Consider the following 26,196-nt stretch of genomic DNA (forward strand, 5'->3'; position numbering starts at 1 on the left):
GCTATTAGTTGACCTGTAATTCATGGAATAAGATATCCACGGTGATTTTGCCCAGCTCGTCACAAGCCTTCGGACTGTCCCCTGAAATAAGCTTTCGATCGATATGAGTAGCGCCTGTGATTTTGTCATTTATCACTTCAATTCCTTCTTTCTCTAGTGCTTCACATTGAAACCATGGAAGTTGTCCGGGTAAATAACCCAAGGAAGGGGACTGTTTATCAAACTTGTCGGGAAAAGCAACCATTTTATATCCCTGGTAAGGGTTGGGCTCATCTTTTTTGTCCTTTGCTATCATAGCAGCGGGGCCATGACATACTGCAATCAAGTATCGCTCAGATGATTTTATCCAGCGAAGCAATTTTCCTACGTTTTCATCTTCAGGCAGACCAAGCATAGCGCCATGGCCACCTGGTAGAAAAAGTGCAATGTAATTTGAAGTATCATTCAGCTCATCATTTTCAATGAGCTTTTTGAGTGATAATGGATTATTAAATTTTAATTGGTTTTCAGTTCTAAATTTGATAACTGCCTCATCCTTGAGAGGTACTGACCATTCCTCTAAAATAGCCGCTTTACCTGTTGGAGTTACCACCTCAAAATTAAAGCCGCCATTCACTAAGTGCATTAACGAAACCATGGTTTCCTGTACATTATTGCCTGTAGAAAACTGTTTACCATTGGCCATTTCAAAATAGCGTTCTTCAGTGCACAGCACTAAAATTTTCTTTTCTCCGCTATACTTTTTACCTCCGAAGTTGGTGGCTTTAAATCCGCTTACTTTATCTACCCCTAGCATTCTGCCCATTGGAGAGGGGATATATCCAGGGCCATTTTTTTCTTTTGTAGGGGCAATTCCGAATATCTTTTTAATCATGGTTCCTCATTTTTTATTTGTTTTACAAATTTCTATGAATCAAAATGAGGGAACTAAATGATTTCTCGGAAAGACTAAATGAAATTAAGGAAGTTCATTTTTTATGGTCGTGCGTTCTTATTGCAAATAATGCTAAGTATATGAAAATTAGTCGATTAAAAAGAACCAAACTTTCGGATAATTACATAGTTTCCTACGAATCAGAACTTATTTCCTTAGTGCCTTTTTTCTGCCAATAAATTGTACCCATTGAATAAAATTGAATTCGAGATGGTCGAACATCATCTTTTCCCCTTCAACACTCATGTGTAAGTTAGGATTGTAACGTAGATTTGTCCTCAAAAGACTTGTACCTGTCTTTGTCACCCTGATATCCCAACCAAATGTAACTCCTAAAGCCAATTTATTTTCAGTGTAATCGACACCATTCACTGATGTATTCAAGTTTTCATAGGAAATGATTGGTCCTACAAAAGGCACAAAACCGAGGTAGTTAAAAAGGAATTTAACTGACTCAACTCCAACTGAATGTCTTCTAGTTCTAATTTCAGTGCCAAAACCTTCAAACCGGTCACCATAAGTTCGGTAAGCCAAATTTACATTTGCATCAATGTTATTGAAATATCTACCGAAAGTGAGGTCAGGTAGAATAGCAGCAGAATAATTATCATATAAAAATGGATGATTTTCCTTCAAATAAGTGGATTTGTTCATTTGTAAGGCAGCGGAAGGCCCTATTCCAAAAAACCATGCACTCAATAAGTTTTCACTTTTAAGTTTTTTATAATAATCATTTAATTGCCTCGCTGCACTAGGTGTTCTAAAGTGCCGGTCTGTGTCAATATATCTTAGCAAGCTTAAATTAACCGATACTGGGTTCAATCTGACATCAGCTGTTTCGGTTGGGGAAATATAATAGTCAAATTCATTTTGGTAGTTATAATATCCTGAAGCTGAAATATGCCACTTATCAGATGTGTAAGTCAACCCAAACTGTAAGGGATGAATAAAGCGACCATAGGATGGGATACCGTTGCTACTATTACTCTCTTCTGATTCCTGAGAAAAACGAAACCTTCTGAAACTAATACCTAAAAAGGGGCTTAATCTTTGGGGTTGAAGTTTTAAGGGGTAGAGTCGCATACCTGTTTCAACTCCTTGATAAACGTCTAATTGATTTATTCCACTTGGTTTATCTTGCAGCGTTAGAAAGGATAATGGGAAAGTCACATAGAAGTCAGCATGGCCCCAAAAGTGGATACCACCAATTGTCAACCTAGGCATTAAGGTACTTCCGAAATCGGTATCTTGCTTAACACCGTTAATAAATTGCTGTGTTGTGCCACCACTCAAATAGTTCAAATCACCACCGTATGTCAGCCAAGCAAATCGTGTACTCTTGTCTAAATAGGATTGAGTATATACACTATCTGATTGACCATTTAATTTTATTGAGACAAGTAGGCTAAATACTATAAAAACAGCTTTCATACTTCATCTTCTTAATTGCAAGTATCGGGCGCGTGTAAAAACCGTGGGCCACTATTAATTAAGGTAATGAAGATAGCAATTTTTACTTTGTTACCAATGGCTCGGTTGCTTTGCCTACTAAAGTTCCAATGAGGCTATGATCCTGCCAGCCAAAAATTGCGGTAATCAACTGTTTTGCTTGCAAGAAACTGCTGAAGCGTATGGTTAATACTTAGTGTTACAGACTTTATTTAACTGTTTCCAAAAGTTCATCAGCCCAGTCATATTTCTCTTTTGATGTCTTTAGGAATTCAGGTGATTTCGTATCCACATACTCACCATCTGGGCTGATCCAGCGGATCATTCTGTTGTCCCAAAAATAGTATCGAGATTCTTCAATTGTGGTTTTGTCCTGATCGTACCCCGATTCTGCAGGTGGCATGTTATATCTAAATTCCTTGAGGAAAATAAAGTAGATTTGTCCGTTCAGGTAATAGAATTCCGCCACGGTCTTACCCATGTGACCATAGTACCTTGCCTCGATTAAACGAACTTCTTGTGAATCCTTAAATGCTTTTAATTCTCCTCCCTCGGATGAATTTTCAAAATCATCTGCTGTCAGCGTCTTATAGGTTGATTTATTATCTTGAGTCTCATTGTATAGTTTCTTAATCTCTGTTATTCCATCAGTTTGACCGAAAACAGTTATTGTGAAAAGCAAAAATATTGTCGACAGTAAAGAGTAACTCATGGAGGATTTTCTGTAACGGTCTGGTATAAGAATAGTAGCGGATTTTTATGCGCTATCTTTTCGGTTAAACACAGACCCTATTATTCTTTACTTACTTTAGTTTTAGCGATTAAACCGCTATTATTTTTATACAATGTTGTGTGGCGTTTTTTAATTTCCGATATCAAATTGAGAGTAAAATCATTGTCCTTCATTTTGCAAGAATAAAATTGTGGATTACTAATTATTTTTTTCAATTCAGGAATGTTCAAATCTTGAGAACAGTAATATCCTTCCACCAATCTTAATCTTTGATAAGGATTAAATTTTCTTTTGATAATAGACTTTTCAATTAGACTTTGAAATGTCTCTGACTCAACAAACTTTACAGAATCTAAAATCCCTAAATCTTTTACAATAGATATTACTTTTTTAATGAAGTCCAAAGAAGGTAATTCATCAAGGATTTCTTCTCTATAGTTTCTTTTTACGACTCTTAATTCCCTTAAAACATTAATGGCAGATTGATTTATTAAACCTTGCTCTTTTAATCTGTTTAATAGTTTTATAAATGAAAATTCAAAAATTCCATTCTCCGCATTTTTAAACACTAAATAATTCCTTAATCCAACAAAAAGGCAATCGCAAAACCAGGCAAAACCTAAAGTAGTTTTCGGAACAGTCTTAATTATGTCAAAATACTTCTCACAATCTTTAATGTCCTTTTTATAATCTGTCTTTGGATTGAAATGACTTATTATATCTTTAAATCTATCATTTGGGTCAATAATGGTTTTTGATTCTTTTTGTAAATGCTTGATAAATAAACTACCATTTTTAGATAAATAATTGAGCTTCGAGTATGTATAGTAGGATATTGACCAATCATCCTTAGAGTAGATTTTTTTTAATCTTTTTAAAGTTTCAAAATCTTCAGCGACAATTAATAAATCTCTATCACTGTATTTGTCAAAATCTGCTCTTAATGAGCTACCGAAAATTGCGATACTAAAATTTTTCATCTTACAAATTTGTTTATTATGATTGTCAACAAGGCACTTAATAAAAAGAATCCAAATAAGCTTTGTGCTGTCAGCCAAACCATTCCAAGTTCAGTTGTTGCTTGAAATTGTGAATCTACAAGCTTGGTTGTGGAATCTAAAGTGTAATAAAATGTAGAACTGAAATTAGGTAATTCTGCATTAAATGATTCTATTTTTAAATCTTTTTGAACAAGTCCATAATTAACCCAATTGTGATAGTTGTTGTAGAAAAAGAAACTAAATCCTAATAAAAATACTATCAAAAAATTTGGGATTTTATATCCATAACCTGTGAAAAAATACAGTAGCATATTGGGTATGAACTTTTTTATAAAAGTCCAATTTGTAGTTCGTCTACTATCTTTTTCAGGGAATAATCTCTTTTGGATGTAATTTAAACCTTTCCACTTTCTAAAATGATAATCAGCTTGTTTTGTATGTTCAGGTTGTCCTTCGTCTTTTGAGTTGTCAAGAATTTCTTGAAAAAATGTAACACACATATTAGCGTTTTTGAGACAACCTCTAAAATCACGAATGTTTGGTATTATATTTCTAAAAGAATTTGGTTCTACATATGTTTTTTTAACGGCCACTTTAAACATATTTACGTACTTAAAGTTGCAATCATGAAATCTACATTCTTTTATTTTTGCGTGATTAAATTTACAATTATAGAATTTGCAATTTTGAAAGATGATGTCTTCTATTTCTGTTATTGCAAAACTGCAATTAGTAAAAGTTTTATTTTCTATTTTATATTGTCTTTTGCTATTAGGTTTTAATTCTTTTGGCCAATAAACAAAATCTTTTACATCGTCAGAAACATCAAGAAGCTTATAAAATTCTTCCTGCGATTCAATTACTCTTTTAAATTGCTCGCTATCTAAATTCCAAAATTCTTTAATTTCTTTACTCATATGCTTTTCTCAAATGACACACAACAACTGAATATAGTCACCCCCTGGTGACTATATTTATATATCGTCACCACTAGGTGATGATATATCTATTTTGTCAGTAATCACCATTCAAAAAATAAAGCGGAGCATTAGGTTTTGGTTGTAGATGAACTGATGCGATAAATGTAATGAAAAAATGGAGTTTTTTGAAATTTGTACCATTTCAAATTCCCCAATCAAAGCGAACTTACCCATAAATAGGTATTGCATTCCTGCTTTAAAAGTGCGAATTTGTATATGGATTCAATTTCAACTAAAACCTTCCAATATGAGACCTATAGCACTTGATGTCCGTTCTTTCATGGCATCACCCATCGAAAAGAAGTTTATTTTATTACGATCAGAAAAAGCAGATAAAGACCTTAAATACCTTCAAAATTTTGCCATCCCTAAAATCCTGAACCGGAAAGACGCGGATAAAATGCCAGGTGTTTGGGGTACTTTGGGCTATGCCGATAATACTCCTGTCGATTGGGAAGGACAGCTGTTTTGTTCGAATGAAGGAAATGATAAATTTGAGGATAAATCTACCGTAGGGGAGGAGGTAAAGCTGATTAAGGAGATGTATCCTGAGTTGGATCTTCAAAATGACGTCAAAGAAAAGGTGGTCAACCTTAGCGAGTTAGACATTCCTTATCCTGATATTTTTGCTTTAGAAGAAATTCCAAAGCTAAGATTAGATGCTTTTCTCGGCCCTGATCAGGGCGCTTTGGCCTTTTATCAGCACCAAAGAGAAAATAATGAAGCGGCAGAATTAGACTACATTTTACCGATAGCCACTACAGCTCATAATACCAATGAGCGCGATCGCCTCACCTATATATTTAATGCGCTCCCCCATAAAGCCATTGAAGCCGTTCCCGGTATTCCGAATCGCTATCGTCTTTCCACCCAATACAAGCAGGAGGAATTCATTGTGAAAGTGTTGGTATTCAAAAGAGCCTACAGAAAGAATAAGGAAAAGGATTTACCCTCTAATAGTCAGGAAATAGTAGAATTGATTGAAGATGAATTGGCCAGCTATAAAACGGGCCTTTTTGTGAAGGATCATCAGCTATTGGTGATGAATGATAAGGGTAAATTCAGGAATGCAAACTTTGGTTCTATAAAGGAAAGTAAGAAGACCTTATTACTCTTACATGGAACCTTCGCCAGTACAAAAGGCTCCTTCGGTGAGGTTTATGATTGGCTACATGATTTCTTAAAGGAGGGAAATTATGAGCAAGTGATTGCCTTTGATCATCCTACCTTTTTCTGGGATGCCGAAGGCAATATCAAGAAGATGTTTAGCATGCTCAACGATTTGGATATTCAGGCCTTTGATCAGGAAGTGGATGTAATAGGAACTAGTCAGGGAGGATTGTTAGCGCAATTTCTAGCCAATTACGGGCAAGACAGCATTCGAGTCGGCAAAGTTGCGTTGGTAGCTTCTGGAAATGGGGTAGGGTATCTCACTTTTGCAGAAGGCATGGCTTTTGGCTTTAAAATGTTGAAAAAGGTAATGCGAAAGATTGGAATTGGAGCGCCTGTTGTGTTTATCTCTGCCTTATTGCAACATTCTTTCGAATGGGTGATTAAGCAGCCCGGAATGGAAGTGATGAAACCTGGAAGTGAAGCCTTAAATAAAATCATTTACAATACACCTATTCGGGAATCAACTCGCTATCTGCCTGTAGCTGGAAATTATGAAAATAACGGATGGGGGGCTAGAAAGCTAGAGTTAGGAATTGATAAGATCTTATCGGAACATAATGATTGGGTGATCAGCACCAAAAATCAATTCAGTTTACCGAGTCAATACGTTGCCATTGAGGGCTATAATCCCGCTAAATACAAAAAGTATATGATTGATGATGCCTTACATGGCAGGTTAATTGAAAAGCAGGATTGTAAGGATAAAATTGAAAGCTTTTTCTTTACCGAAGAAGCTGAAAAAGTAGATTATAACAAACTAAAATCCATAGATCATTTTGATGCCCATTGTCATTTATTTGGCCGAAATGTGATCACGGGTAGGCTTATATTAATGCTGTTAGGCGATATAGTGGAGTATCTTGATCAGGATAATCCTGATGAGCAGCGTGAACCTATTAGCACCCGGGAAGGAGAGGGAAGTGAACATGGAATTGGCAGGGTAATTCGTAATGTATTTAATTATTTCTTATTCAATAAAGGTGCTCGCCAAATGTTAGATGATTTGGAAGAAGACTATTGGGAAACTAGAGCGCATCAGCCAAAAACCTTTCGATATATTCCCCTCATGTTCGATTTAGAAATGACTTTCAGGAATGATTATGATGCGGATAATGCAGCCTCCGTAATTGCAGAAAAAATGCAAGAGTTTAAAGTGAAGCATGCTGAATTTTTAGATCAAATGGATAGTCTGGTTCAACGCTTTGAGGAGAATGGTGAGTTTATCTTTAGCGATGAAAAGGTGCCGAATGAAGATTCAGTAAGAATACTGAAATATGCCAAAAAGATTATAAAAGGCTTGAACCTTGTGAACGCTTCGGTTTTAGAGGACGCAAAGAATTCCTATAAAACCCAAAAGCAGGAATTAGAGCAATTAAAGACGCTCTACGGAAATGATATCTTTCCATTCCTAGCTGTTGACCCTCGTAGAGAAGGCATGGCTCAGGAAGTAGAAGAGAATATTGGGAAGGATAAAGTTTTTCATGGGGTAAAGCTCTACACGCCAAACGGGTATTCGCCCACCGATTTAAATCTATTTGATCCCGAAAAGGCTTTCGTGCATGGCACCAGTTTGTACAAATGGTGCGAAGAAAACCAGATTCCCATTATGGCGCATTGCTCCGATTCTGGCTTTGCTACTTTTACAGATCGTATTCAAATTTATGGCGATCTGTGCACCCAAGAGGAGGACACTAGCGACAATGACTATACCTATAAATTAGTTTTTAAAGATAAAGCCTATCATGATTTTGAATACAACCTATTGCAAGGAGGTTTTGATAAGTCAATTAAAGAAAGAGCCCATCGCTTAAATCATCCTACTTTATGGCGTAAGGTTTTAGAAAAGTATCCTGATCTGAAAATATGCTTAGCTCATTTTGGTGGAGGCAGCCACGAATGGCAAGAAGAAATCAAACGTCTGATTCTGGATTTTGACAATGTATATACAGATTTATCCTGTCAAACTAAGCCTGAGATGCTTCAAACTATAGCAGAACGCTATTTTAAAACGGATACTGCTGATAATCAAAAAATCAGAAGTAGAATTATGTACGGCAGTGATTACTTTTTAAATATGCTTCAGGGCATAGCGTTTAAAAACTATTACGGTAATTTCCAGAAAGCTTTTAGCGAGCAACATATGGAGTATATGTCGGTGAAAGTAGTAAAAGAATATCTTGGGGTATAGTTTTCATCTTCTATGTGTTGAAAACTAATGCATGCAACAAAGGCCATAGTGTGAGATAAGACCCTTATTGTGGCATCGAAGATTTAGAAATTATTTTAAGCTACTTTTACGCCCGATTTATGAAGTTTCAAACTGGTATTGTCAATTGAATCATTCAAATTATTGATATTTTTAAAGCCTTTCATGGATAAGTATTGTGCAGTAACCGCACTTCTGCCTCCTACTCGGCAGTGAACAAAATACTCTTTCTCAGGATCAAGTGTAGAGATGGCTTCACTTATGTTGGGTGCATTAAATGCATTCTCTAAGTGACCGCTTGCAAATTCTGATGGAGTTCTAACATCTAAAATTATTGCTTCAGGATTTTCTTTGATTCCTTGATCAAATTCCTGAATAGTTAAATTTTTATAATTAGGCATAACTTTAATGTATATAGTTTGTAATTTCTGTACACAAGTAAATATATGAAATAATTAATTAAAAAATCATAACGGCTTGATTATTATGTGAATAAAATAATAATAAATGTTGCTAAACATGACAAATATCATTCTTTTAGGCTAAGTAAAATTGTCGGTTAGCTTTCAAGAAAGTTCACTCATCCATATAAAATCCTCATTAAAATAAGTTCATTTTACTAGCCAACTTATTTTTTGTAGTTTAAAGATTAACTGTTCTTTAAATCAATCAATAAGCTTAAGATATGCACATTATAGATATTTCAATATTCGTCATATATATGCTGGCTATGCTGGCGGTAGGCTATTATTTTTTGCGATCCAATACGGGTATGGATGACTATTATGTGGGCGGAAGAAAAATGAGCAGTTGGCATATTGGATTAAGTGTAGTGGCAACCGATGTTGGTGGAGGCTTTTCTATTGGATTGGGTGGTTTAGGATTTACGATTGGAATATCCGGTTCATGGATGTTATTCACCGGTTTAATAGGAGCATGGTTAGCGGCTGTTTTTCTTATCCCGAAAGTAAGAGGGAATAAAGCTTTTGAAAAGTTTCATACCATGCCGCAGTTATTTGCCTATTTTTTTGATAAGAAGACAGCCATAGCTGCCGCATTAATTTCTGCAGTAGGATATTTAGGCTTTACTAGTTCTCAAATATTGGCAGGAGCAAAATTGGCTTCAGGTACATTTCCTGAAATCGGTTTAAACCAGGCTTTGATCATTATGGGCGTTATCGCAGTGGTTTATACGGTGATGGGAGGAATTAAAGCGGTGATCTATACTGACACTGTTCAATGGATTATTTTACTGGGAGGCTTAATTTTAATAGGTATACCCTTATCCTATTATTCAGTGGGCGGGTGGTCAGAAATAAAAAAAACGCTTGATCCTGAGATGCTTTCCTTAACTAATTTAAACTGGCAGGATATAGTGTATTGGGTAGTTACCATCATCCCCATTTGGTTTGTGGGTATGACTCTCTATCAAAGAATTTATGCGAGTAAGGATGTGAAAACAGCTAAAAAAGCATGGTTTATTGCGGGCTTATTTGAGTGGCCGGTGATGGCTTTTATGGGCGTTGCATTAGGATTATTAGCTCGAGTAGCAGCCGATCAGGGGATGTTCTCAGCTTTAGGTCCTGATAATATTGCTCAGGCCGATCCTGAAAAAGGTTTACCTATGATGCTGGCAACCGTATTGCCGGTAGGATTATTAGGAATTATGATGTCAGCTTATTTTTCAGCTATTCTTTCTACTGCGGATAGTTGTTTAATGGCTTCCTCTGGAAACTTTGTTTCTGATTTCATTAAGCAGTTTACCAACAAATTTAACACTGATAAAAAGGAGTTAAGATTATCACAAGTGGTTACCTTGATAGTGGGTGCCTTAGCTTTATTGCTCGCCAGTGCCATGGAAAATGTTTTGAGTTTAATGCTCTATAGCTATGCTTTTATGGTATCGGGCTTATTCGTTCCTATTTTGGGAGGATTATTTTGGAAAAAAAGTAATAATAATGCTGCCTTTACTTCTATGCTTACCGGTGGGTTTATAACTGCTGTTCTTCAAGCCAATAAAATCACCTTTGGTACTGCAACTAAAATGGATGAAATACGAACATTTATAGAGAGAGCATCCAATTATGTTAGTTTTGGTAATCTGAATATGGCAGAGATGACTCCTGGTCAGTTAGTGAAGGTGGTGAATAAAATGCAAATAATTGAGCTGCCATTTAGTGATTTTCTATTCAAATTGCCGCTCGGTTTAGACCCTAACGTATTTGGTATCTTTTTTTCAGCAATAATTTTTGTATCTTTCTCTCTAATATACCCAAAAACTAAATAAATACATGGAATATCAAACTTTAACTTCGATAGACTCAGCAACTACTTTACAAAAAAATGAGATAGCAGATTTTCTCTATACTCATCTAGATGAATTCGGTGATCCTAAAGACGACATCATGAAATGCTTGGATTACGCGCTTAGTTCATTTGGTCATCAGGGTGGATTTGTAGTTTTAGCCAGAGAAAATGGAAGTATAAAAGGTGCCGTTGTGGTGAATCAAACCGGTATGTCGGGTTATATTCCTGAAAACATATTAGTATATATAGCCGTTCATTCTGATCAGAGGGGTAAAGGTGTTGGAAAGGAATTAATGAAAAAAGCAATTAATACAGCTAAAGGAGATATCGCCCTTCATGTTGAACCCAATAATCCTGCAAAATTCCTTTATGAAAAATTAGGCTTCACCAATAAATATTTGGAGATGAGGTTAAAGAACTAAAAATGGCATTTTTAAAACTATACAGAAATAAACTAAAACATAATTTTGAATTCCTACATAAGCTATTTACTGACAATAATCTAGACTGGGGAGCGGTAACCAAGCTTTTTTGTGGTAACGAGCTTTATTTAAAAGAAGTAATCAACCTTGGATTTAAAGAAATACATGATTCCAGAATTGCGAATCTTAAAAAGGTAAAGGAAATAGATTCAAACGTTAAAACTTGCTACATAAAGCCTCCTGCAAAAAGAAGCATATCAGATATTGTAAAATATGCTGACATGAGTATGAATACCGAGTATTATACACTCAAATTATTGTCAGATGAAGCAGTTAGGCAAAATAAAACACATAAGGTAATCATTATGGTTGAAACCGGTGACCTCAGAGAAGGGGTTATGGGGGATCATTTGATTGATTTTTATGCTAAGGTTTTTGAGTTACCTAATATTCAGATTGAAGGGATAGGTACCAATTTGAACTGCCTACATGGTGTAATGCCTTCACAAGATAAATTGATTCAACTTAGTTTGTACAAACAGATAATTGAATTAAAATTCAATAGAAAATTACCTTTAGTTTCTGGTGGTACATCGGTTACCATTCCACTCATAATGAATAAGCAAATACCCGCTGGTATCAATCATTTTAGAATAGGTGAAACCCTATATTTCGGGGCAAACTTATTTGAAGAAACTACTATTGAGGGTATGCATGATGACTGCTTAGAGCTTTTCACTGAAATAATCGAAATAACTGAAAAACCGAAAGTGCCAATGGGCGAAATGGCGGCTAATCCTCAAGGAGAAGTAACGGAAATTGATGAGTCCTTATATGGCGAAACCAGTTACAGAGCCATATTGGATATTGGGGTATTGGATATTGATCCAAAATATTTAATACTTGATGATTACGACTTTGAAATTGTTGGCTCAAGTTCTGATATGATTGTTATTGATTTAGGGGATAATAAGGAAAAAAGAAAAGTGGGAGATTTAATAAATTTCAAGCTAAAGTATATGGGAGCTTTAGGTATCCTCAATTCAAATTATATTGAAAAAACTGTAGAATAGGTAAACCTATGGATTTGAATTTAGATGTAGAGGAACTTATTCAGTTACGACATCTCTTACACGAAAATGCTGAGACTTCTAATAATGAGGAGAAAACAGCAAAAATCATTGTTGAATTTTTGGAAGATTTAAAGCCTGATGAAATTTGGAGTAATCAGGGTGGTCATGGTGTTATTGCTTTGTTCAAAGGAAAAGAGCCTGGTGAAAATATAGGTTTCAGAGCCGATACCGATGCACTACATATTGCAGAAACCATCCACTTAGAATATGCTTCCAAAACACCTCATACGGCTCACAAGTGTGGTCATGACGGACACATGACCATGGTGGCAGGAATTGCGGCTTATTTAAAAAACAATCCAGTACAGAAAGGGAATGTATATCTCTTATTCCAACCTGCAGAAGAAACGGGAGAAGGAGCGGAGAGAATTAATAAAGCCTTAAAAGATTTAGATATCCATCTGGATTATATTTTTGGATTACATAATCTTCCTGATTTCCCTAAAGGTAAAATACTAAGCAAAAGTGGAACTTTTGCTGCCGCTTCCAGAGGTATGGTGATTAAGCTATTTGGGAAAACAAGTCATGCTGCAGAACCAGAATTTGGGATCAGTCCAGTATTGGCAATGGCAAAAATCACCACTCAGATGACGAACCTGCATAAAGAATTAGAGTTTTCATCTTTAGCATTAGCAACTGTAATTCATGCGGAATTAGGTGAAATTGCATTTGGTACCACTCCTGGTTATGCTGAAATCAGGGTTACTTTAAGAGCAATGAAGGATGAGGATATGGAAATCTTGATAGAGGAGGCTGAAAATCTAGCTAGAAAGCATTGTGAAGATGAAGGCTTGGGTTGTGAAATATCCTATACTGAAATATTTCCTTCAACAGAAAACTCTGAAGAAACTGTAAATATTCTGAAACAATCAGCTTCATCCATGGGCCTTGATTATGTTCCATTAGAAAAGCCATTTAAATGGAGTGAAGATTTTGGGCATTACAAATTGCAGTCACAAACCGGATTCTTTGGCTTAGGGTCTGGGGTTGAATGCGCTCATTTGCATGATGAATTTTATGACTTTCCTGATGACATTATTCCAATGGGAGTAAAAATGTATATTGGTTTAATGAAATATTTTAAAGTTATTTAATCTTTCCAATTTTTAGTCTATTAGTTACTGTAGGTCATCAAGATTGATTAAGCTTTTAATTTAAGATATACTTTATAAATGCATCAAATATGTTTAGCACTTCTAATATCAGTTTAAGTAAAAAGGCGGTAAAGCAAAATGTCCGTTTTGTTAAGCGAAAATTGCATAAAGGTGTTAAACTTTCTGCAGTGGTAAAAGGAAATGCATACGGCCATGGTATTGAACAAATGGTCCCTTTATTTGAAGCTGCTGGCGTTAAGCATTTCTCAGTATTCTCAACTCATGAAGCTGCACAAGTCTGTGAATTCAAAAGTAAATCTACTGGAGTTATGGTTATGGGTTGGATGGAAGATGAAGCCGTTGAGTGGGCAATAGCTAATGATATTGAATTTTATGTATTTGAAATAGGGCGACTACAGGCTGCAATTCATTATGCTCAGAAATTAGATAAAAAAGCAAAACTACATATCGAAGTAGAAACCGGTATGAACCGCACGGGCTTTGAAGAGGAGCACCTTCAAGAAGTAATTGACTTGATGCAGGAAAATAAAGACTATTTTATTTTAGAGGGCTTGTGCACACACTATGCAGGTGCTGAAAGCATCACGAATTACTTAAGAGTAATGGATCAAATCAAAAAATATCATAAGATTTCCGATCTTTTCGAAGAAAATGGATTCATGCCTAAAAATAAGCATACAGCATGTTCAGCAGCAGCCATGTCCTATCCTGAAACCCAAATGGATATGGTAAGAATTGGAATCTTACTTTATGGTTTTTGGCCTAGTCAGGAGACTTTTATCGCCTATCAAAGAAGTAATGGCTACGGGCAAGATGACGTAAAAAGGAAAGTTAGACATCCTCTGAAACGAATTATCAGCTGGAAAAGTAAGGTAATGTCTGTAAAGGAAGTGCCAGTGGGAGAGTTCATTGGCTATGGCACCAGTTATCAAGCTACAAAAAAAATGAAGATAGCGACTGTGCCAGTCGGGTATGCCTACGGTTTTGCAAGATCGCTCAGCAATCAAGGACGGGTGATTGTAAACGGAAAAAGAGTGGCGGTTATCGGAACTGTAAACATGAATCTCATGATTATAAATGTGACCGAATGCAAAAACATCGGAAAAGGAGATGAAGTAATCATAATAGGGAGCAATGGAAAGCAGACGGTTTCTGTAGCCAGCTTTGGAGAATTAAGTAATCAATTGAATTATGAGTTGCTTAGCAGATTACCCCAAGATATTCCGAGAAGAGTAGTAGAATAGAGATAAGAAGGAAGGGGTGTTTTTTGAAAACCACCCCTCCATATAGAATTATTTTATTTTAGCCAATTTTGCTTTTACTTCAACCTCAGTGGTTTTAAAAATAAAGCCTAAACCTAGTACGGGTCTTTTCACTTTAACCTCATATTGAGGATAGAAAACAACATCGTAACCTTCATTTTTTTGCATCATATCATATAATGCATAATTAGCGGTGGGGTCACTAAGCAGATTCCCGTAAACCGGAATGCTTGCAAATAGATTAGAAACTTCTCTGGTAAACGGATCCTCTACAATTGACTCTTTTTCCACCCTTGCACCTTCCTGCTTGAAGAGTCTTTGAAAATCTATACCGAAAACTCTAGTGCTTTTTGCACTTCCTGCCACTTGATCTGAAAATTCAAAGTCATCTTTTTCAAGATTTACCAAAGTATTTGGCTGCTGCATAGATCTTTGAAGACTTGTACAAGAAGTACTTAAAATTGTGGCGATAATTAACGAGATAATTATTTTGTTCATGGTTCTTTTTTTAATGTAAACTTATAAATATTTAACTATTATGTTGGTGTTTAATAAATGTGTTTTCTTTTGATTGATAATTCTTAAATAAAGAAAATATTTGAATACTTGTTCTACACAAAAAACTTGCCAGAATAGGATGATAAAATTTAAGTTTAAAGTAAAAAAAGTTATATAAAGGTTATGAAATAACATATTAAAACTGTTAATTGTGCCTGATATTTGAAAAACTAAAAACTATTGACACATGAAAAAAGTATTTTTAGCCTTAATAGCTGTATTTGTAGTATCCTCTACTTCTTATGCTTCTAATACTGATCTTTTCACATTAAATGAAGAAAAGATAAATACAGAGTTCAAAGAATTGAATGAATTAGAAGAATTCGTTGCAATGAATGAAGACGTTACCCTGAATACTGTTTATTCAGAGAATTCCAATTTAGTAGCAGGGATGAATTTATCCTATGGTGCTGAGGGTATGATGGGCCACAATGGCTTTTCAATGGACAGCTTTGAGTGGGGTTCTTTTGCATGGGGATTCTGCTGTTTTCCTATTGGTGCTGCGATTGGTGTCTTTACTGTATTATTGAATGATAATAAAGGAAGTGATCACAAAATATCATACTTTATAGGAGCAGGCCTTGGATTCTTATTCAGTGGAGGATTAGGAACCTATTATATAGGTCTATAATTAAGAATTAATAACATTTAAACGGCTGATTAATCCTTTAATCAGCCTTTTTAGTTTTTATGAGAGTACATTTCTTTTATCTATTCCTGTTTTTAACGTTTTCTTCATTCACACTTTTTTCTCAAGCTTATTTTAGAATCAGTGCTGACTTTTCTATTAAGGATAAAAATCCAAAAGGATCAGAATTTTATAAAGGCAAAGTATTCTTTGATAAAGAGGTAAATAAAGTAGTTTACAATATAAGTTTTCCTGATAAAAAGATGTTGGTTATGGCTGATACCCAAATGTATCAGTTGGTCAATAAAAAAGTAGTAAGTCAACAGTTTGTTCCCTCTACCAACAAGTTTACGGTATTTAACTTAGCCTTAAGTGGTGATCTAAGAAATTTCGGTTTACAAAAAACGGGTTATGCCATTAACACCATCGAAGAGAATGGCGATCAAACCATAATAGAATGGCTACCTCCATCTTATTTAGAAGATAAAATGGGGAAAGTGGTTTTATCACTTAAAGAAGGGCAACTTTTTGGGATTGCACTTTTTAATCCTGAAGGCGAGTTAACCGCAAAAAAGTTTTATCAAGAATATAAAAGTATAAAAGGTTTACCTTTCCCTTCAAAAGTTATTCAAATCAGCTATATAGATGGGGCTGAATATTATAAAATGACTACTTTTAGTAATGTTAAAATTGATGAATTAGAAAGTGATGAGATGTATAATGTTGATTTGTCTAATTAATCTAATTAGTATAAATGCTTATTCTCAAATACCTAATGAGTTGGAATTATTAAGTGAATTGAGAGAGGTAAAAGAAAAAAAGGAGCCCTCAAAAATCAAGGATAAGTATGAAGCGGTAAATCAGAATACAAACGAGCTTCAAATGCTATTCTCTGGTCTATTTATAGGCTATAAAAAATTTATTTCCTCACAGGATGCACAAAACTGCTCTTTCATTCCTTCTTGTTCAGAATATGCACTACAAGCTGTAAAACAGCAGGGAGTTTTAAGGGGGATGCTCAACGGATTTGATCGATTAACAAGATGTAATTCACTCTCACCTGAAAAGTATGAATTAGATCCTGAGACACAATTATTAAAAGATCCTTTAACATTATAATGAGATATAACTTTCTTTTCCTTCTACTACTGCTAGCAGTTTTCAGAAGCTATTCGCAAGATATTTATGGGCTTGAGAAAAGTAAAAAATTTGCAAGTTATTTATTCAAGAGTGGTCAATATGATCTGTCTGCTATGGAATACGAACGTCTATTATTTATGGATGAGGATAATGACACCCTTAAATACAACTTAATAAACAGTTATTTCCAAAATGAACAAATTGATAAAGCTTTGGATAGAACACAATATTTATATCCATCTTTAGCGGATTTGAGCATTCGAATGGCTGAGTTATATACTCAGATTTTAATACTGGGTGGTCGGTTTTCTACTTTTGATAATGAATTCAAAGAATTGCCTCTTAAAGAAAATGATAAGAGAATTTATCAGTTTCATAAGGACTTTTTATCCCAGAATTGGGAACAAGTAAAGCAAGGAACCATACAATTGTCTGAAGATGATCATCCGTCAATGGGTAATTTATTAATGCTATACAATAAGCATGAAAGTTATAAGCCTAAAAAGCCATGGGTTGCAGGATTACTATCAGCTGTAATTCCAGGAAGTGGAAAATTTTATACAGGGAATTGGAAAGATGGTGCTTTTAGTTTCATTGCAATAGGTGGGCTTGCTTTTCAATCCTATAGAGGGTTTTCTAAAAATGGAGTTTCTTCAGCCTCCGGATGGATTTTTGGGGCAGTGGCTACTGGTTTTTATGCCGGAAATATTTATGGTTCAGCTAAATCAGCTCAAGTTAGAAATACTGAATTTTGGTTAGAAATTGAAAAGGATGCAAAAGATATTATTCGTTCTAGCTATTAGTTTATTTTCTTCATGGTCAGTATTTAGCCAGAATGTTGAAGAAACCTATCAATTTGCCGAGGAGCAATTAAAGTTAGGGAATTATAATAATAGTTTACTGGCTTTTGAGCGTGCTATATTTTTTGAGGACTATACTTCTGCTGATACGTATACAAAATTAGCAGATGTCTACTTCGCAGCTGGCAATCAAGAGCGAGCGATAAGGTTTTATGATATTGCTTATTTTTCTGAGAATGATCCAGATTTGAAAAATGAGATTATTTTCAAAAAGAGTCTAGCCTATCTTCAATTGGAGAATTATGATCAGGCTTTGATCTCTTTAACCTCTATTAATAGTTTTCAAAATAAGGCAGTAGCCCAAAAAAAGACATTTTATAAAACATTAGCCTATTATCTGAAAGGTGATTTTGCTTCCTACCATGAGCAATTGAGTCAATATACTGCTGATCAAAATATTGAAGGTAAAGATGAATTCCTTTTGCATAATAAGTGGGAAAAGAAGGCGGCTAAAATAAAACCTAATTTAGCCATGTGGATGAGTGTTGTTTTACCTGGATCTGGCCAGATTTTATATGGGGATTGGCAGAATGGACTCAATTCCTTAGCCTTAACTACAGGGCTCATCGCCTTGTATATTAATTATATTGATCAGTTTTCTTTAATTGAAGCTTATCTCGTTGTTTTTCCATGGTTTGAGCGCTATCATAAAGGTGGATATCTTAGAGCAAAGGAGAATGCTGAAGAAAAAATTGATTTATATAGAAGTAAAGCTTATCAGTCTTTACTGAAACTGCATCCCGCAATGCTAAAATAAGAACAGTGAAGGTGAAATTTAAAACTATCATTTTAAGCTTGATTTTGCTGTGCATTTCCTCATCGCTAAGTGCCCAAGTATCCTTATCAAAAGTGGATTCAGTTTTGAAATCACTTTACAAATTTGATTTTGAAGGTGCCAATCATCAAATTGAAGCAATAGATTCTATTGCAAACCCAAGTTTTTTCAATTTTTTAAAATCCCATTATTATCGCTGGTATAAGATGCCTATTCATGAGCAATCTAATCAAATAATTGAGCGCTATCAGGACTATTTGTCTGGAGTTGAAGACATAAAGCATGAGGATTTATTAAAAGATTTAAACTACAGTGAAATTAACTCTACTTTATTAAAGGCTGAATACCATTATAACAAGGGGAATTATTACAGGGCTTTTAAATATGGAAACGATATTTACGAAATAGTATCGGACCATTTGGAGCAAGAACCGGAGCTTAGTGAGATAAAATTTTTATCGGGGCTTTACCATTTTTATTACCATTATTATAAAGAACAAAAACCTGCATTTTTCGCTTTCAGTTGGATTTTCAAAGAGGGAGATAAAGATACAGGCTTAAAATGGTTAGAAGAAGTAGCTCAAGAAGAAAGCTTTGTTCAGACAGAAGCCAATATTTATTTGGCTCATATTTATTTAAGAATTGAAGATGAACCTGAAAAGGCACGGCAATATGTTGAATGGCTGAATGCTCAATATCCAAATAATTTGAAGTTTTATGAATTATACATTGAAACTCATTTAGCACTAGATGATTTTTCTCCAGAACTAAAGCTTATGATAAACAAATTATTGAGTTCTGATAAAGTATACTTTCATAAATACGGTAAAGCATATGAAGCAGTATTATATGCTAAAATAGAAGCTGAAGAAACAGATAAAATTAAAGCGATAGAAAGAGCAAAAAAGTTCATCTCATCATTTGGGAAAGCTAATCATTTGATGAGTCTATTACTTTTTCAACAATACTTAATGACAGGGGAAGAGGATTGGAAAGATTATAGGGTATATGAATATAAACTAACTTCAATTGATTAATTTATAAAAACTGACTGGCTGCTCCTACAATACCCGCATGATTTTTAAGCTCGGCAGGAATGACATTCAATTTGTTATCAATGTACTTTTCATACTTTTTGAATTTTTTGCTTACTCCCCCTCCAATGATGATTAAATCTGGCCAAAAAAGTTTGTTGACCTCAACAAGATATTGATTCAGGCGTTTTCCCCATACTTCCCAACTTAAATCTTCATTCTCTCTTATGGAATTAGCGGCATATTTTTCGGCTATATCACCTTTAAATTGGATATGACCTAATTCTGTATTTGGCATTAATTGTTGATTGTGGAACAAGGCTGATCCTATGCCCGTGCCTAAAGCAAGTACTAGTACGGTACCCTCATGTCCTTTGCCTGCTCCAAATCTCATTTCAGCCAAACCTGCTACATCCACATCATTCATTACACGGGTGGCACAGCCTGTTGCTTTACGGATCATATTGGCCAGTGGCTTATCAATCCAACTTTTGTCGATATTAGAGGCAGTTTTTACAGTTCCGTTGATTATAGCTGCGGGAAATCCGCAACCAATTGGGCCATTCCATTCAATATGTTTCTGGAGTTTTACCACCGTCTTCATCATAGCTTCAGGAGTAGCGGGCTGAGGTGTTTTAAATCGCTTTCTTTTTGTAATAAATTCGCCAGTTTTTAAATCTACAATAGCGGCTTTCATTCCAGTGCCACCAATGTCAATGCCTAATACTTCCAATGTGTGATTATTTTAATTTAATTTAAGATAGGGTATTTTTTAGCTTGAAAAAAGTAGATCTTATAACAATTTAGATTCTGTTGGATAATTGAAATTCAATGGGCCCTTAATGAAAAAATCCTTACCAAAATGAATTGATAAGGATTTTTTAAAAGTATGGTATATTTAAATAAGAGGTAATTTTTTTACTTCTGCTTTCAATTTATTTTTCCTCACTGCAATCTGGATTTCAGTTTCAGGTTTAGCAAATTCAGTTTTGACATACCCTAAACCTATTCCATGACCCAAAGTAGGGGATTGTGTTCCAGAGGTCACCAATCCAATAGTATTTCCTTCCATATCCAATATTTCGTATCCTTTTCTTGGAATACCTCTGTCTTTCATATGGAAGCCTACTAGTTTGCGCTCCACGCCTTCTTCTTTTTGTTTCTTTATTTCTTCAGAATTAACAAAGTCTTTAGTGAACTTTGTTACCCATCCTAATTTAGCTTCAATAGGAGAAGTAGTATCGTCAATATCATTTCCATACAAACAATATCCCATTTCCATTCTTAAGGTATCTCTTGCACCTAATCCGATAGGTTTGATTCCAAATTCTTCACCTGCATTCATGATTTTATGCCAGATGCTTTCAGCATCCTTATTGTGCATATAGACTTCAAAACCACCAGCACCTGTATAGCCAGTATTCGACATGATGACATATTTAGCATCAGCAAAAGGAGCTACCTGAAAATTATAAAATTTAATAGCGGATAGGTCCATATCCGTAGTAAGCTTTTGAAGTGTAGCTTCTGCTTTAGGACCCTGTACTGCAAATAATGAAAAGTCATCAGATATGTTTACCATTTTGGCTCCAAATGTTTCATTATGCTTAGAAATCCAGTTCCAATCTTTTTCAATGTTGGAGGCATTAACTACCAACATATATTCTTCTTCACCTATTTTGTAAACCAATAGGTCATCTACTATTCCTCCTTCATCATTGGGTAAATAAGTATATTGAGCTTTTCCTACTGTTAAAGTAGAAGCGTCATTACTGCTTACTTTTTGAATTAGATCTAAAGCTTTTGGCCCAGAAATTAAAAATTCCCCCATATGGGAAACATCAAAAATTCCAACAGCATTACGAACGGTATTATGCTCTTCAATTAAACCTGAGTAGGAAACAGGCATATTGTAGCCTGCAAAAGGTACCATTTTCGCCCCTAATTGCTCGTGGATGTCATTTATTGCTACTTTTTTCAATTCCATAGTAGTTGAGTTATAGTCTAATGTTTCTTTACACAGCAAAAGTATGGAAAATAAAGGATTTTGGTGGGGTTTGCAGTAAGCTTTTCCAAAGTTTAGAACTTTGGAAAAGTTGTATTAGTGCAAGGAAGCTAAAAATAGATTACATATTGAACGGTAATAGAATAGTATTTATCGAAAAAGTATAATTTTTAAGGAGAATATTTGTATTATGATGTGTGGAAAGGAAAATCCCACGGAGTACGCAGGATTTAGAATTTCTTCGGCTTATAGCCTTGTTGTGAATTGTCTTTCGAATTGTAAATGTAATAAAATATAATTAAATGGAAAATGTTTTAGGAGTTGATTTAGGTACTAATTCAATTGGGTTAACATTAAGAGAAGGTAATACATTCCCATGGTACGGTGTTAATACATTTAAAAAGGGTGTTGGAGAAGGGAAGTCTGGTGAATTCTCATTTGCTGCTGAAAGGACCAAACATCGTTCTTCCCGAAGATTATATAACGCAAGAAGATACCGGAAATGGGAAACATTAAAAGCATTAATTGAAAATGGATATTGTCCTTTGCATATTGCAAATCTAAATAAGTGGAAAAAATACAAAAAAGGTATCGGTCGGGTTTTCCCTATAGATGATAAAGCTTTTCAGCAATGGATTAAATTGGATTTTAATGGTGACGGTGTTCCTGATTTTGCAAGTCCATACCAACTTAGAAAATTGTTGATTACTGAGAAACTCGATTTATCAATCCAAGAAAACAGATATAAAATTGGTAGAGCCTTATATCATATAGCTCAAAGAAGAGGATTTAAAAGTAGTAGAAAACAGGGAGCAAATGAAAAAACTGCTGTTTACAAAGGTAGTAATGAGACAAAAACTATTGGGCATAATGATTATGAGAATCTAATTATTGAATATGGAAGTTTAGGGGCAGCACTCGCACATATAGAAGATAAGGGTATTAGAATAAGAAACCGTTATACATTAAGGTCAGATTACAAAAATGAAGTTGAGAAAATATTAGATTTTCAAGATGTAAAGGATAATAATTTCAAAGATAAATTGCTTCTTGAAACTTCAAATGGCTCAATCTTTTATCAACGTCCGTTACGTTCTCAAAAAGGATTGATTGGTAAATGTACGCTTGAATCCAATAAATCAAGATGCCCTATAAGCCATCCGAAGTTTGAGGAATATCGAGCATGGTCATTTATAAATAATATCAAATATCGATCTGAAAAAGACGCTTCCTTTGAACCCATTCCTTTGGAATTAAAAGAAAAACTATACAATGAAAAGTTTTTCTTCAAGAGTAAAAGAGAGTTTGATTTTAGCGAAATACGGAAATTTATAAAAGGCAATGGAGGAAATAATTGGGAATTGAATTACAGCAGGAAAATGGATAAGGTGTCCGTTTCAAGTTGTTTTGTTTCCGCAAGATTAAAATCGTTATTTGGAGAAAGTTGGAAAATTTTCAAGATTAATACTACCAAAAAAAGAACTAATAGAAAAACTGGAAAAGAGCATAATGTAGTAGTTGATGTTAATGATATCTGGCATGTACTCTTTTCATATGAAGATGAAGAGATATTTGAGGAGTATTTGATAAAAACACTCGGATTGGAAGAAGATCAAGTCAATGAACTAAAAACACTCTTTAGTAATTTCCCTATAGGTTATGCCAATTTGAGCTTAAAAGCTATCAACAATATTTTACCGTTTTTGCGAGAAGGGATGGTTTATTCAGATGCTGTGATTTTAGCAAAAATCCCCGAAATTATTGGTAAAGAACTGTTTGAAGCAAATAAAGAAGTCATTTTCAAGGCAATTAAAGATGAGATTAAGGAAAACAGGAACCAAAAGGAAATCATCAGAATTGCCAATAACTTAATTTTTAAATATTATGCGTTAGATTACCAAGATAGGTTTGCGTGTAAAGATACGTCTTACAAGTTAGTTGAATCAGATTTGAAAGATGTTGAGAAAGCGGCAAAAGAGCACTTTGGAGAGAAATCCTGGGAGAAATTAAATGAAGGGTTTAGGCAACAAATCCTATTTAAAGTAACCGAAAAATATCAAGAATTCTTTGCTTCCTCAAAAAGAGAGCATTTTAAATCACCCCATTTAATTAATCAAATAAAGCAGTTTTTGGATGATAATTTCGAAGTGAGAGAAAACATGCTGGATAAAATTTATCATCCTTCTCAAATTGATATTTATCCAAAAAAAGAAGGGCAACAGTTTTTGTTAAGTCCAAAAACTGCAGCATTTAAAAATCCGATGGCTTATAAAACACTCTACAAATTACGGGATGTGATCAATTATTTGATTGAAACCAATAGGATTGATGAAGAAACCCGTATTGTGGTTGAGATAGCAAGAGATGGTAAGAATAGTTTGGACTATAGTAACAAACGTTGGGCTATTGAAACATATCAACGAAATCGTGAAGTCGAGAATAGAGAATTTGCCAATGCTATATCTGAATTGATAAAAGATCCAGATTTTTCAGGACAAGCAAACCCAGAAAGTGTTAAAGATAAAGAAAAGATCAGACTATGGACAGAACAAATCGAAAATTCCAAAGAGGTTTCTAAATTAGTTAATGCTTCAAAAAATGATGTTCAGAAATACAGGCTTTGGAAAGAACAGAATGGCATCTGTATTTATACAGGAAAGGTAATTAAACTGACTGATTTGTTCGATGTCAATAAGATTGATTTTGAACATACTATTCCAAGAAGTAAATCATTTGACAATTCATTAGCGAATAAGACGGTTTGTTTTGCGCATTATAATAGAAGTATTAAGAAAAATCAAATACCAACTGAACTACCTAATTATGAGACTGAATCACATGGTTTCTCTCCTATAACGGCTAGATTGAAAGAATGGGAAAAGAAAGTCGATGATTTATATTTTCAAATTGATTTTTGGAAAGCGAAGTCTAAAAAAGCTATGGTTAAGGATGAAAAGGATTATGCCATTCGCCAAAGACATTTAAGGCAAATGGATTATGAATACTGGAAAAATAAATTAGATAGATTCACACGTAAGGAAATTCCTCGAGGGTTTGTAAATAGCCAACTTATAGATACGCAAATTATATCTAAATATGCTTTCCATTATTTAAAAACAGTTTTCAATAAAGTGGATATAATAAATGGTAGCAGTACTGCACAGTTTAGAAAGATTTATGAAGTTGAATCTAAAGAAGTATCCAAAAATAGAGGAAAACATCATCACCATGCAATTGATGCTGCGGTTTTGACTTTGATTCCATCAGCGAGAAAACGTGAAGAAATTTTGAAAAGGGCTTATGAATTTGAAGAAGAATACAGAGGGAAACAATACCATGAAAAGCCATTTTCTACATTTAAATACTCGATGATTGAAGAAATAAAACAAAATATATTAATTAATAATATTGCTGAAAAGGACCAAACATTAACTCCTGCTAGAAAAAAGGTTAGGAAAAGAGGAAAAGTGGTTTGGTTAAAGGATAAAAATGGGGAATTATTACTTGATATAAATGGTAATAAAAAGCCTAAAATAGCTCAGGGAGATTCCATAAGAGGAGAATTGCACCAACAAACTTATTATGGGAAAATAAAAATAGCGGCTAAAAATGAAAATGGTAGTTTAAAAAGAGATGTCGATGGGGATATTCTATATAACCAAGTCGAAGGAAAGGATGAAATAAGAATGGTTCTTAGAATTGATGTCAATGATAGCAAATTCAACTTAGATAATGTTGTAGATGAAAATCTTAAAAATCACCTTAAAAATCAAATTAGCAATAAAGTGAAAATTAATGAATTAACTGATTTTCAAGGCAATAAAGTTAGACACGTCAGATGTTGGGTTAAATCAGGAAGAGGATTGATGAATCCAAATAATGTTACAGTAGTAAAAGAGCAAGTGTATAAATCAAATAAAGATTATAAGAGCTTTATTTATTCAGACTCTGGAGAGAATTATTTGTTTGGCTTATATGAAAATGATAAAGGAAGAGAGATTAAATCAATAAATAAGTTTGAGGCTGCTGAATATATTGAAAGAATAGGAAAACCTGACCATAAAGGAGATTTATTCAAACAAAAAGAACCTTTGTTTATAAAAAAAGAAGAAGCCCAATTGATACATATTTTTGAAGTAGGGCAAAAGGTGATTTTTTATAAGAACATAGAGGAATTAAAGGATATCGAGAATGATAATTTTGAAATCTCAAAAAGACTCTATTTCATTAAAAGATTACATCAAGCTTCGGTTGGGAATATGCTTTTTCAACATCATTTAGAATCAAGAAGTGATGATGAACTCACCAAGGCTTTTCCTAAAGAAGAATTTAAATCAGCAGGAAAAGATGGTTTTTCAAAATATCAAGATGATTTTATTGCTCCTAGAATATTATTTAAGCCAACAAAACCAATGTTTATTATTGAAGGAAAAGATTTCGAAATGAAATTAGATGGAAGTATTCAGTATAAGTATTAATAG

General features: G+C 34.3%; 22 protein-coding genes. 13 read left to right on the forward strand and 9 right to left on the reverse strand.

Features of this window, described 5'->3' with window-relative positions; translation table 11 throughout:
• Positions 1–4: 4 nt before the first annotated feature.
• The 5 genes from QYS48_RS09820 to QYS48_RS09840 form a co-directional block, all read right to left on the reverse strand.
• Positions 5–874 (reverse strand): hypothetical protein, encoded by an 870-nt coding sequence (locus tag QYS48_RS09820; RefSeq protein WP_308355753.1) that lies wholly within the window; start codon positions 872–874, stop codon positions 5–7.
• Positions 875–1,081: 207 nt separating this feature from the next.
• The gene (locus QYS48_RS09825; protein ID WP_308355754.1) at positions 1,082–2,365 is read right to left on the reverse strand and encodes a hypothetical protein; all 1,284 of its coding nucleotides are present in this window, start codon (positions 2,363–2,365) and stop codon (positions 1,082–1,084) included.
• A gap of 226 nt (positions 2,366–2,591) precedes the next feature.
• Entirely contained in the window at positions 2,592–3,095 is a 504-nt protein-coding gene (locus QYS48_RS09830) for a hypothetical protein (RefSeq protein WP_308355755.1), read from the reverse strand.
• 80 nt (positions 3,096–3,175) lie between these two features.
• On the reverse strand, positions 3,176–4,096 hold the full coding sequence (locus QYS48_RS09835; RefSeq protein WP_308355756.1) for a nucleotidyltransferase domain-containing protein: 921 nt from the start codon (positions 4,094–4,096) through the stop codon (positions 3,176–3,178).
• Entirely contained in the window at positions 4,093–5,034 is a 942-nt protein-coding gene (locus QYS48_RS09840) for a pentapeptide repeat-containing protein (protein ID WP_308355757.1), read from the reverse strand. The genes QYS48_RS09835 and QYS48_RS09840 overlap by 4 nt, the downstream gene beginning before the upstream one ends.
• 310 nt (positions 5,035–5,344) lie before the next feature.
• On the opposite strand from QYS48_RS09840, the gene QYS48_RS09845 reads away from it, so the two are divergent.
• Entirely contained in the window at positions 5,345–8,458 is a 3,114-nt protein-coding gene (locus QYS48_RS09845; RefSeq protein ID WP_308355758.1) for an amidohydrolase family protein, read from the forward strand.
• Between the two features lie 95 nt (positions 8,459–8,553).
• Here QYS48_RS09845 and QYS48_RS09850 read toward each other — a convergent pair whose 3' ends face one another.
• Positions 8,554–8,877, reverse strand: coding sequence for a rhodanese-like domain-containing protein (locus tag QYS48_RS09850; protein WP_308355759.1), 324 nt, complete (start codon positions 8,875–8,877; stop codon positions 8,554–8,556).
• A 284-nt stretch (positions 8,878–9,161) separates the two neighbouring features.
• Between QYS48_RS09850 and QYS48_RS09855 the strand changes: the two genes are divergently transcribed.
• The 5 genes from QYS48_RS09855 to alr all read left to right on the forward strand — a co-directional run bounded on the left by QYS48_RS09855 (position 9,162) and on the right by alr (position 14,697).
• The gene (locus QYS48_RS09855) at positions 9,162–10,763 is read left to right on the forward strand and encodes a sodium:solute symporter family protein (protein ID WP_308355760.1); all 1,602 of its coding nucleotides are present in this window, start codon (positions 9,162–9,164) and stop codon (positions 10,761–10,763) included.
• Positions 10,764–10,767: 4 nt separating this feature from the next.
• A complete protein-coding gene (locus tag QYS48_RS09860; RefSeq protein ID WP_308355761.1) occupies positions 10,768–11,205 on the forward strand; it encodes a GNAT family N-acetyltransferase in 438 nt (145 codons plus the stop codon).
• Positions 11,206–11,207: 2 nt separating this feature from the next.
• The gene (locus QYS48_RS09865; RefSeq protein WP_308355762.1) at positions 11,208–12,278 is read left to right on the forward strand and encodes an alanine/ornithine racemase family PLP-dependent enzyme; all 1,071 of its coding nucleotides are present in this window, start codon (positions 11,208–11,210) and stop codon (positions 12,276–12,278) included.
• 8 nt (positions 12,279–12,286) lie between these two features.
• Entirely contained in the window at positions 12,287–13,432 is a 1,146-nt protein-coding gene (locus tag QYS48_RS09870) for an amidohydrolase (protein WP_308355763.1), read from the forward strand.
• Between the two features lie 89 nt (positions 13,433–13,521).
• Positions 13,522–14,697: an alanine racemase gene (alr, locus tag QYS48_RS09875; protein ID WP_308355764.1), complete on the forward strand. Its 1,176-nt coding sequence runs from the start codon at positions 13,522–13,524 to the stop codon at positions 14,695–14,697.
• Positions 14,698–14,745: 48 nt separating this feature from the next.
• Here the strand turns inward: alr and QYS48_RS09880 are convergent, their stop codons facing one another.
• Positions 14,746–15,213: a hypothetical protein gene (locus tag QYS48_RS09880; RefSeq protein WP_308355765.1), complete on the reverse strand. Its 468-nt coding sequence runs from the start codon at positions 15,211–15,213 to the stop codon at positions 14,746–14,748.
• A gap of 247 nt (positions 15,214–15,460) precedes the next feature.
• Between QYS48_RS09880 and QYS48_RS09885 the strand changes: the two genes are divergently transcribed.
• The 6 genes from QYS48_RS09885 to QYS48_RS09910 are packed head-to-tail and all read left to right on the forward strand — an operon-like array spanning position 15,461 to position 19,713.
• Positions 15,461–15,904: a hypothetical protein gene (locus tag QYS48_RS09885; RefSeq protein ID WP_308355766.1), complete on the forward strand. Its 444-nt coding sequence runs from the start codon at positions 15,461–15,463 to the stop codon at positions 15,902–15,904.
• 59 nt (positions 15,905–15,963) lie between these two features.
• Complete coding sequence (locus tag QYS48_RS09890; RefSeq protein ID WP_308355767.1) at positions 15,964–16,641, forward strand: hypothetical protein; 678 nt, start codon at positions 15,964–15,966, stop codon at positions 16,639–16,641.
• A 40-nt stretch (positions 16,642–16,681) separates the two neighbouring features.
• Positions 16,682–17,020, forward strand: a complete 339-nt coding sequence (gene yidD / locus QYS48_RS09895; RefSeq protein WP_308355768.1) for a membrane protein insertion efficiency factor YidD — start codon at positions 16,682–16,684, stop codon at positions 17,018–17,020.
• Positions 17,020–17,844 (forward strand): hypothetical protein, encoded by an 825-nt coding sequence (locus QYS48_RS09900; protein ID WP_308355769.1) that lies wholly within the window; start codon positions 17,020–17,022, stop codon positions 17,842–17,844. Before yidD ends, QYS48_RS09900 begins: the two co-directional genes overlap by 1 nt.
• A complete protein-coding gene (locus tag QYS48_RS09905) occupies positions 17,813–18,658 on the forward strand; it encodes a CDC27 family protein (RefSeq protein ID WP_308355770.1) in 846 nt (281 codons plus the stop codon). Before QYS48_RS09900 ends, QYS48_RS09905 begins: the two co-directional genes overlap by 32 nt.
• Before the next feature lie 5 nt (positions 18,659–18,663).
• Positions 18,664–19,713 carry a hypothetical protein gene (locus QYS48_RS09910; protein WP_308355771.1) on the forward strand — a complete coding sequence of 350 codons (1,050 nt, stop codon included), beginning with the start codon at positions 18,664–18,666 and terminating at the stop codon, positions 19,711–19,713.
• Between the two features lies 1 nt (position 19,714).
• On the opposite strand, the gene ppgK is transcribed toward QYS48_RS09910, so the two are convergent.
• Both ppgK and gcvT read right to left on the reverse strand, forming a co-directional pair.
• Complete coding sequence (gene ppgK / locus QYS48_RS09915) at positions 19,715–20,443, reverse strand: polyphosphate--glucose phosphotransferase (RefSeq protein WP_302102076.1); 729 nt, start codon at positions 20,441–20,443, stop codon at positions 19,715–19,717.
• A gap of 165 nt (positions 20,444–20,608) precedes the next feature.
• Positions 20,609–21,697, reverse strand: a complete 1,089-nt coding sequence (gene gcvT / locus QYS48_RS09920) for a glycine cleavage system aminomethyltransferase GcvT (protein WP_308355772.1) — start codon at positions 21,695–21,697, stop codon at positions 20,609–20,611.
• A 320-nt stretch (positions 21,698–22,017) separates the two neighbouring features.
• On the opposite strand from gcvT, the gene cas9 reads away from it, so the two are divergent.
• On the forward strand, positions 22,018–26,193 hold the full coding sequence (gene cas9 / locus QYS48_RS09925; RefSeq protein WP_308355773.1) for a type II CRISPR RNA-guided endonuclease Cas9: 4,176 nt from the start codon (positions 22,018–22,020) through the stop codon (positions 26,191–26,193).
• The last annotated feature ends 3 nt before the right edge of the window (positions 26,194–26,196 follow it).

The sequence above is a fragment of the Marivirga arenosa genome (assembly GCF_030503895.2).
Lineage (GTDB): Bacteria > Bacteroidota > Bacteroidia > Cytophagales > Cyclobacteriaceae > Marivirga > Marivirga arenosa.

Coding starts and splice junctions, on each gene's coding strand:
- QYS48_RS09820 (WP_308355753.1), bottom strand. CDS start 874: ATGATTAAAAAGATATTCGGAATTGCCCCTACAAAAGAAAAAAATGGC.
- QYS48_RS09825 (WP_308355754.1), bottom strand. CDS start 2,365: ATGAAAGCTGTTTTTATAGTATTTAGCCTACTTGTCTCAATAAAATTA.
- QYS48_RS09830 (WP_308355755.1), bottom strand. CDS start 3,095: ATGAGTTACTCTTTACTGTCGACAATATTTTTGCTTTTCACAATAACT.
- QYS48_RS09835 (WP_308355756.1), bottom strand. CDS start 4,096: ATGAAAAATTTTAGTATCGCAATTTTCGGTAGCTCATTAAGAGCAGAT.
- QYS48_RS09840 (WP_308355757.1), bottom strand. CDS start 5,034: ATGAGTAAAGAAATTAAAGAATTTTGGAATTTAGATAGCGAGCAATTT.
- QYS48_RS09845 (WP_308355758.1), top strand. CDS start 5,345: ATGAGACCTATAGCACTTGATGTCCGTTCTTTCATGGCATCACCCATC.
- QYS48_RS09850 (WP_308355759.1), bottom strand. CDS start 8,877: ATGCCTAATTATAAAAATTTAACTATTCAGGAATTTGATCAAGGAATC.
- QYS48_RS09855 (WP_308355760.1), top strand. CDS start 9,162: ATGCACATTATAGATATTTCAATATTCGTCATATATATGCTGGCTATG.
- QYS48_RS09860 (WP_308355761.1), top strand. CDS start 10,768: ATGGAATATCAAACTTTAACTTCGATAGACTCAGCAACTACTTTACAA.
- QYS48_RS09865 (WP_308355762.1), top strand. CDS start 11,208: ATGGCATTTTTAAAACTATACAGAAATAAACTAAAACATAATTTTGAA.
- QYS48_RS09870 (WP_308355763.1), top strand. CDS start 12,287: ATGGATTTGAATTTAGATGTAGAGGAACTTATTCAGTTACGACATCTC.
- alr (WP_308355764.1), top strand. CDS start 13,522: ATGTTTAGCACTTCTAATATCAGTTTAAGTAAAAAGGCGGTAAAGCAA.
- QYS48_RS09880 (WP_308355765.1), bottom strand. CDS start 15,213: ATGAACAAAATAATTATCTCGTTAATTATCGCCACAATTTTAAGTACT.
- QYS48_RS09885 (WP_308355766.1), top strand. CDS start 15,461: ATGAAAAAAGTATTTTTAGCCTTAATAGCTGTATTTGTAGTATCCTCT.
- QYS48_RS09890 (WP_308355767.1), top strand. CDS start 15,964: ATGAGAGTACATTTCTTTTATCTATTCCTGTTTTTAACGTTTTCTTCA.
- QYS48_RS09900 (WP_308355769.1), top strand. CDS start 17,020: ATGAGATATAACTTTCTTTTCCTTCTACTACTGCTAGCAGTTTTCAGA.
- QYS48_RS09905 (WP_308355770.1), top strand. CDS start 17,813: ATGCAAAAGATATTATTCGTTCTAGCTATTAGTTTATTTTCTTCATGG.
- gcvT (WP_308355772.1), bottom strand. CDS start 21,697: ATGGAATTGAAAAAAGTAGCAATAAATGACATCCACGAGCAATTAGGG.
- cas9 (WP_308355773.1), top strand. CDS start 22,018: ATGGAAAATGTTTTAGGAGTTGATTTAGGTACTAATTCAATTGGGTTA.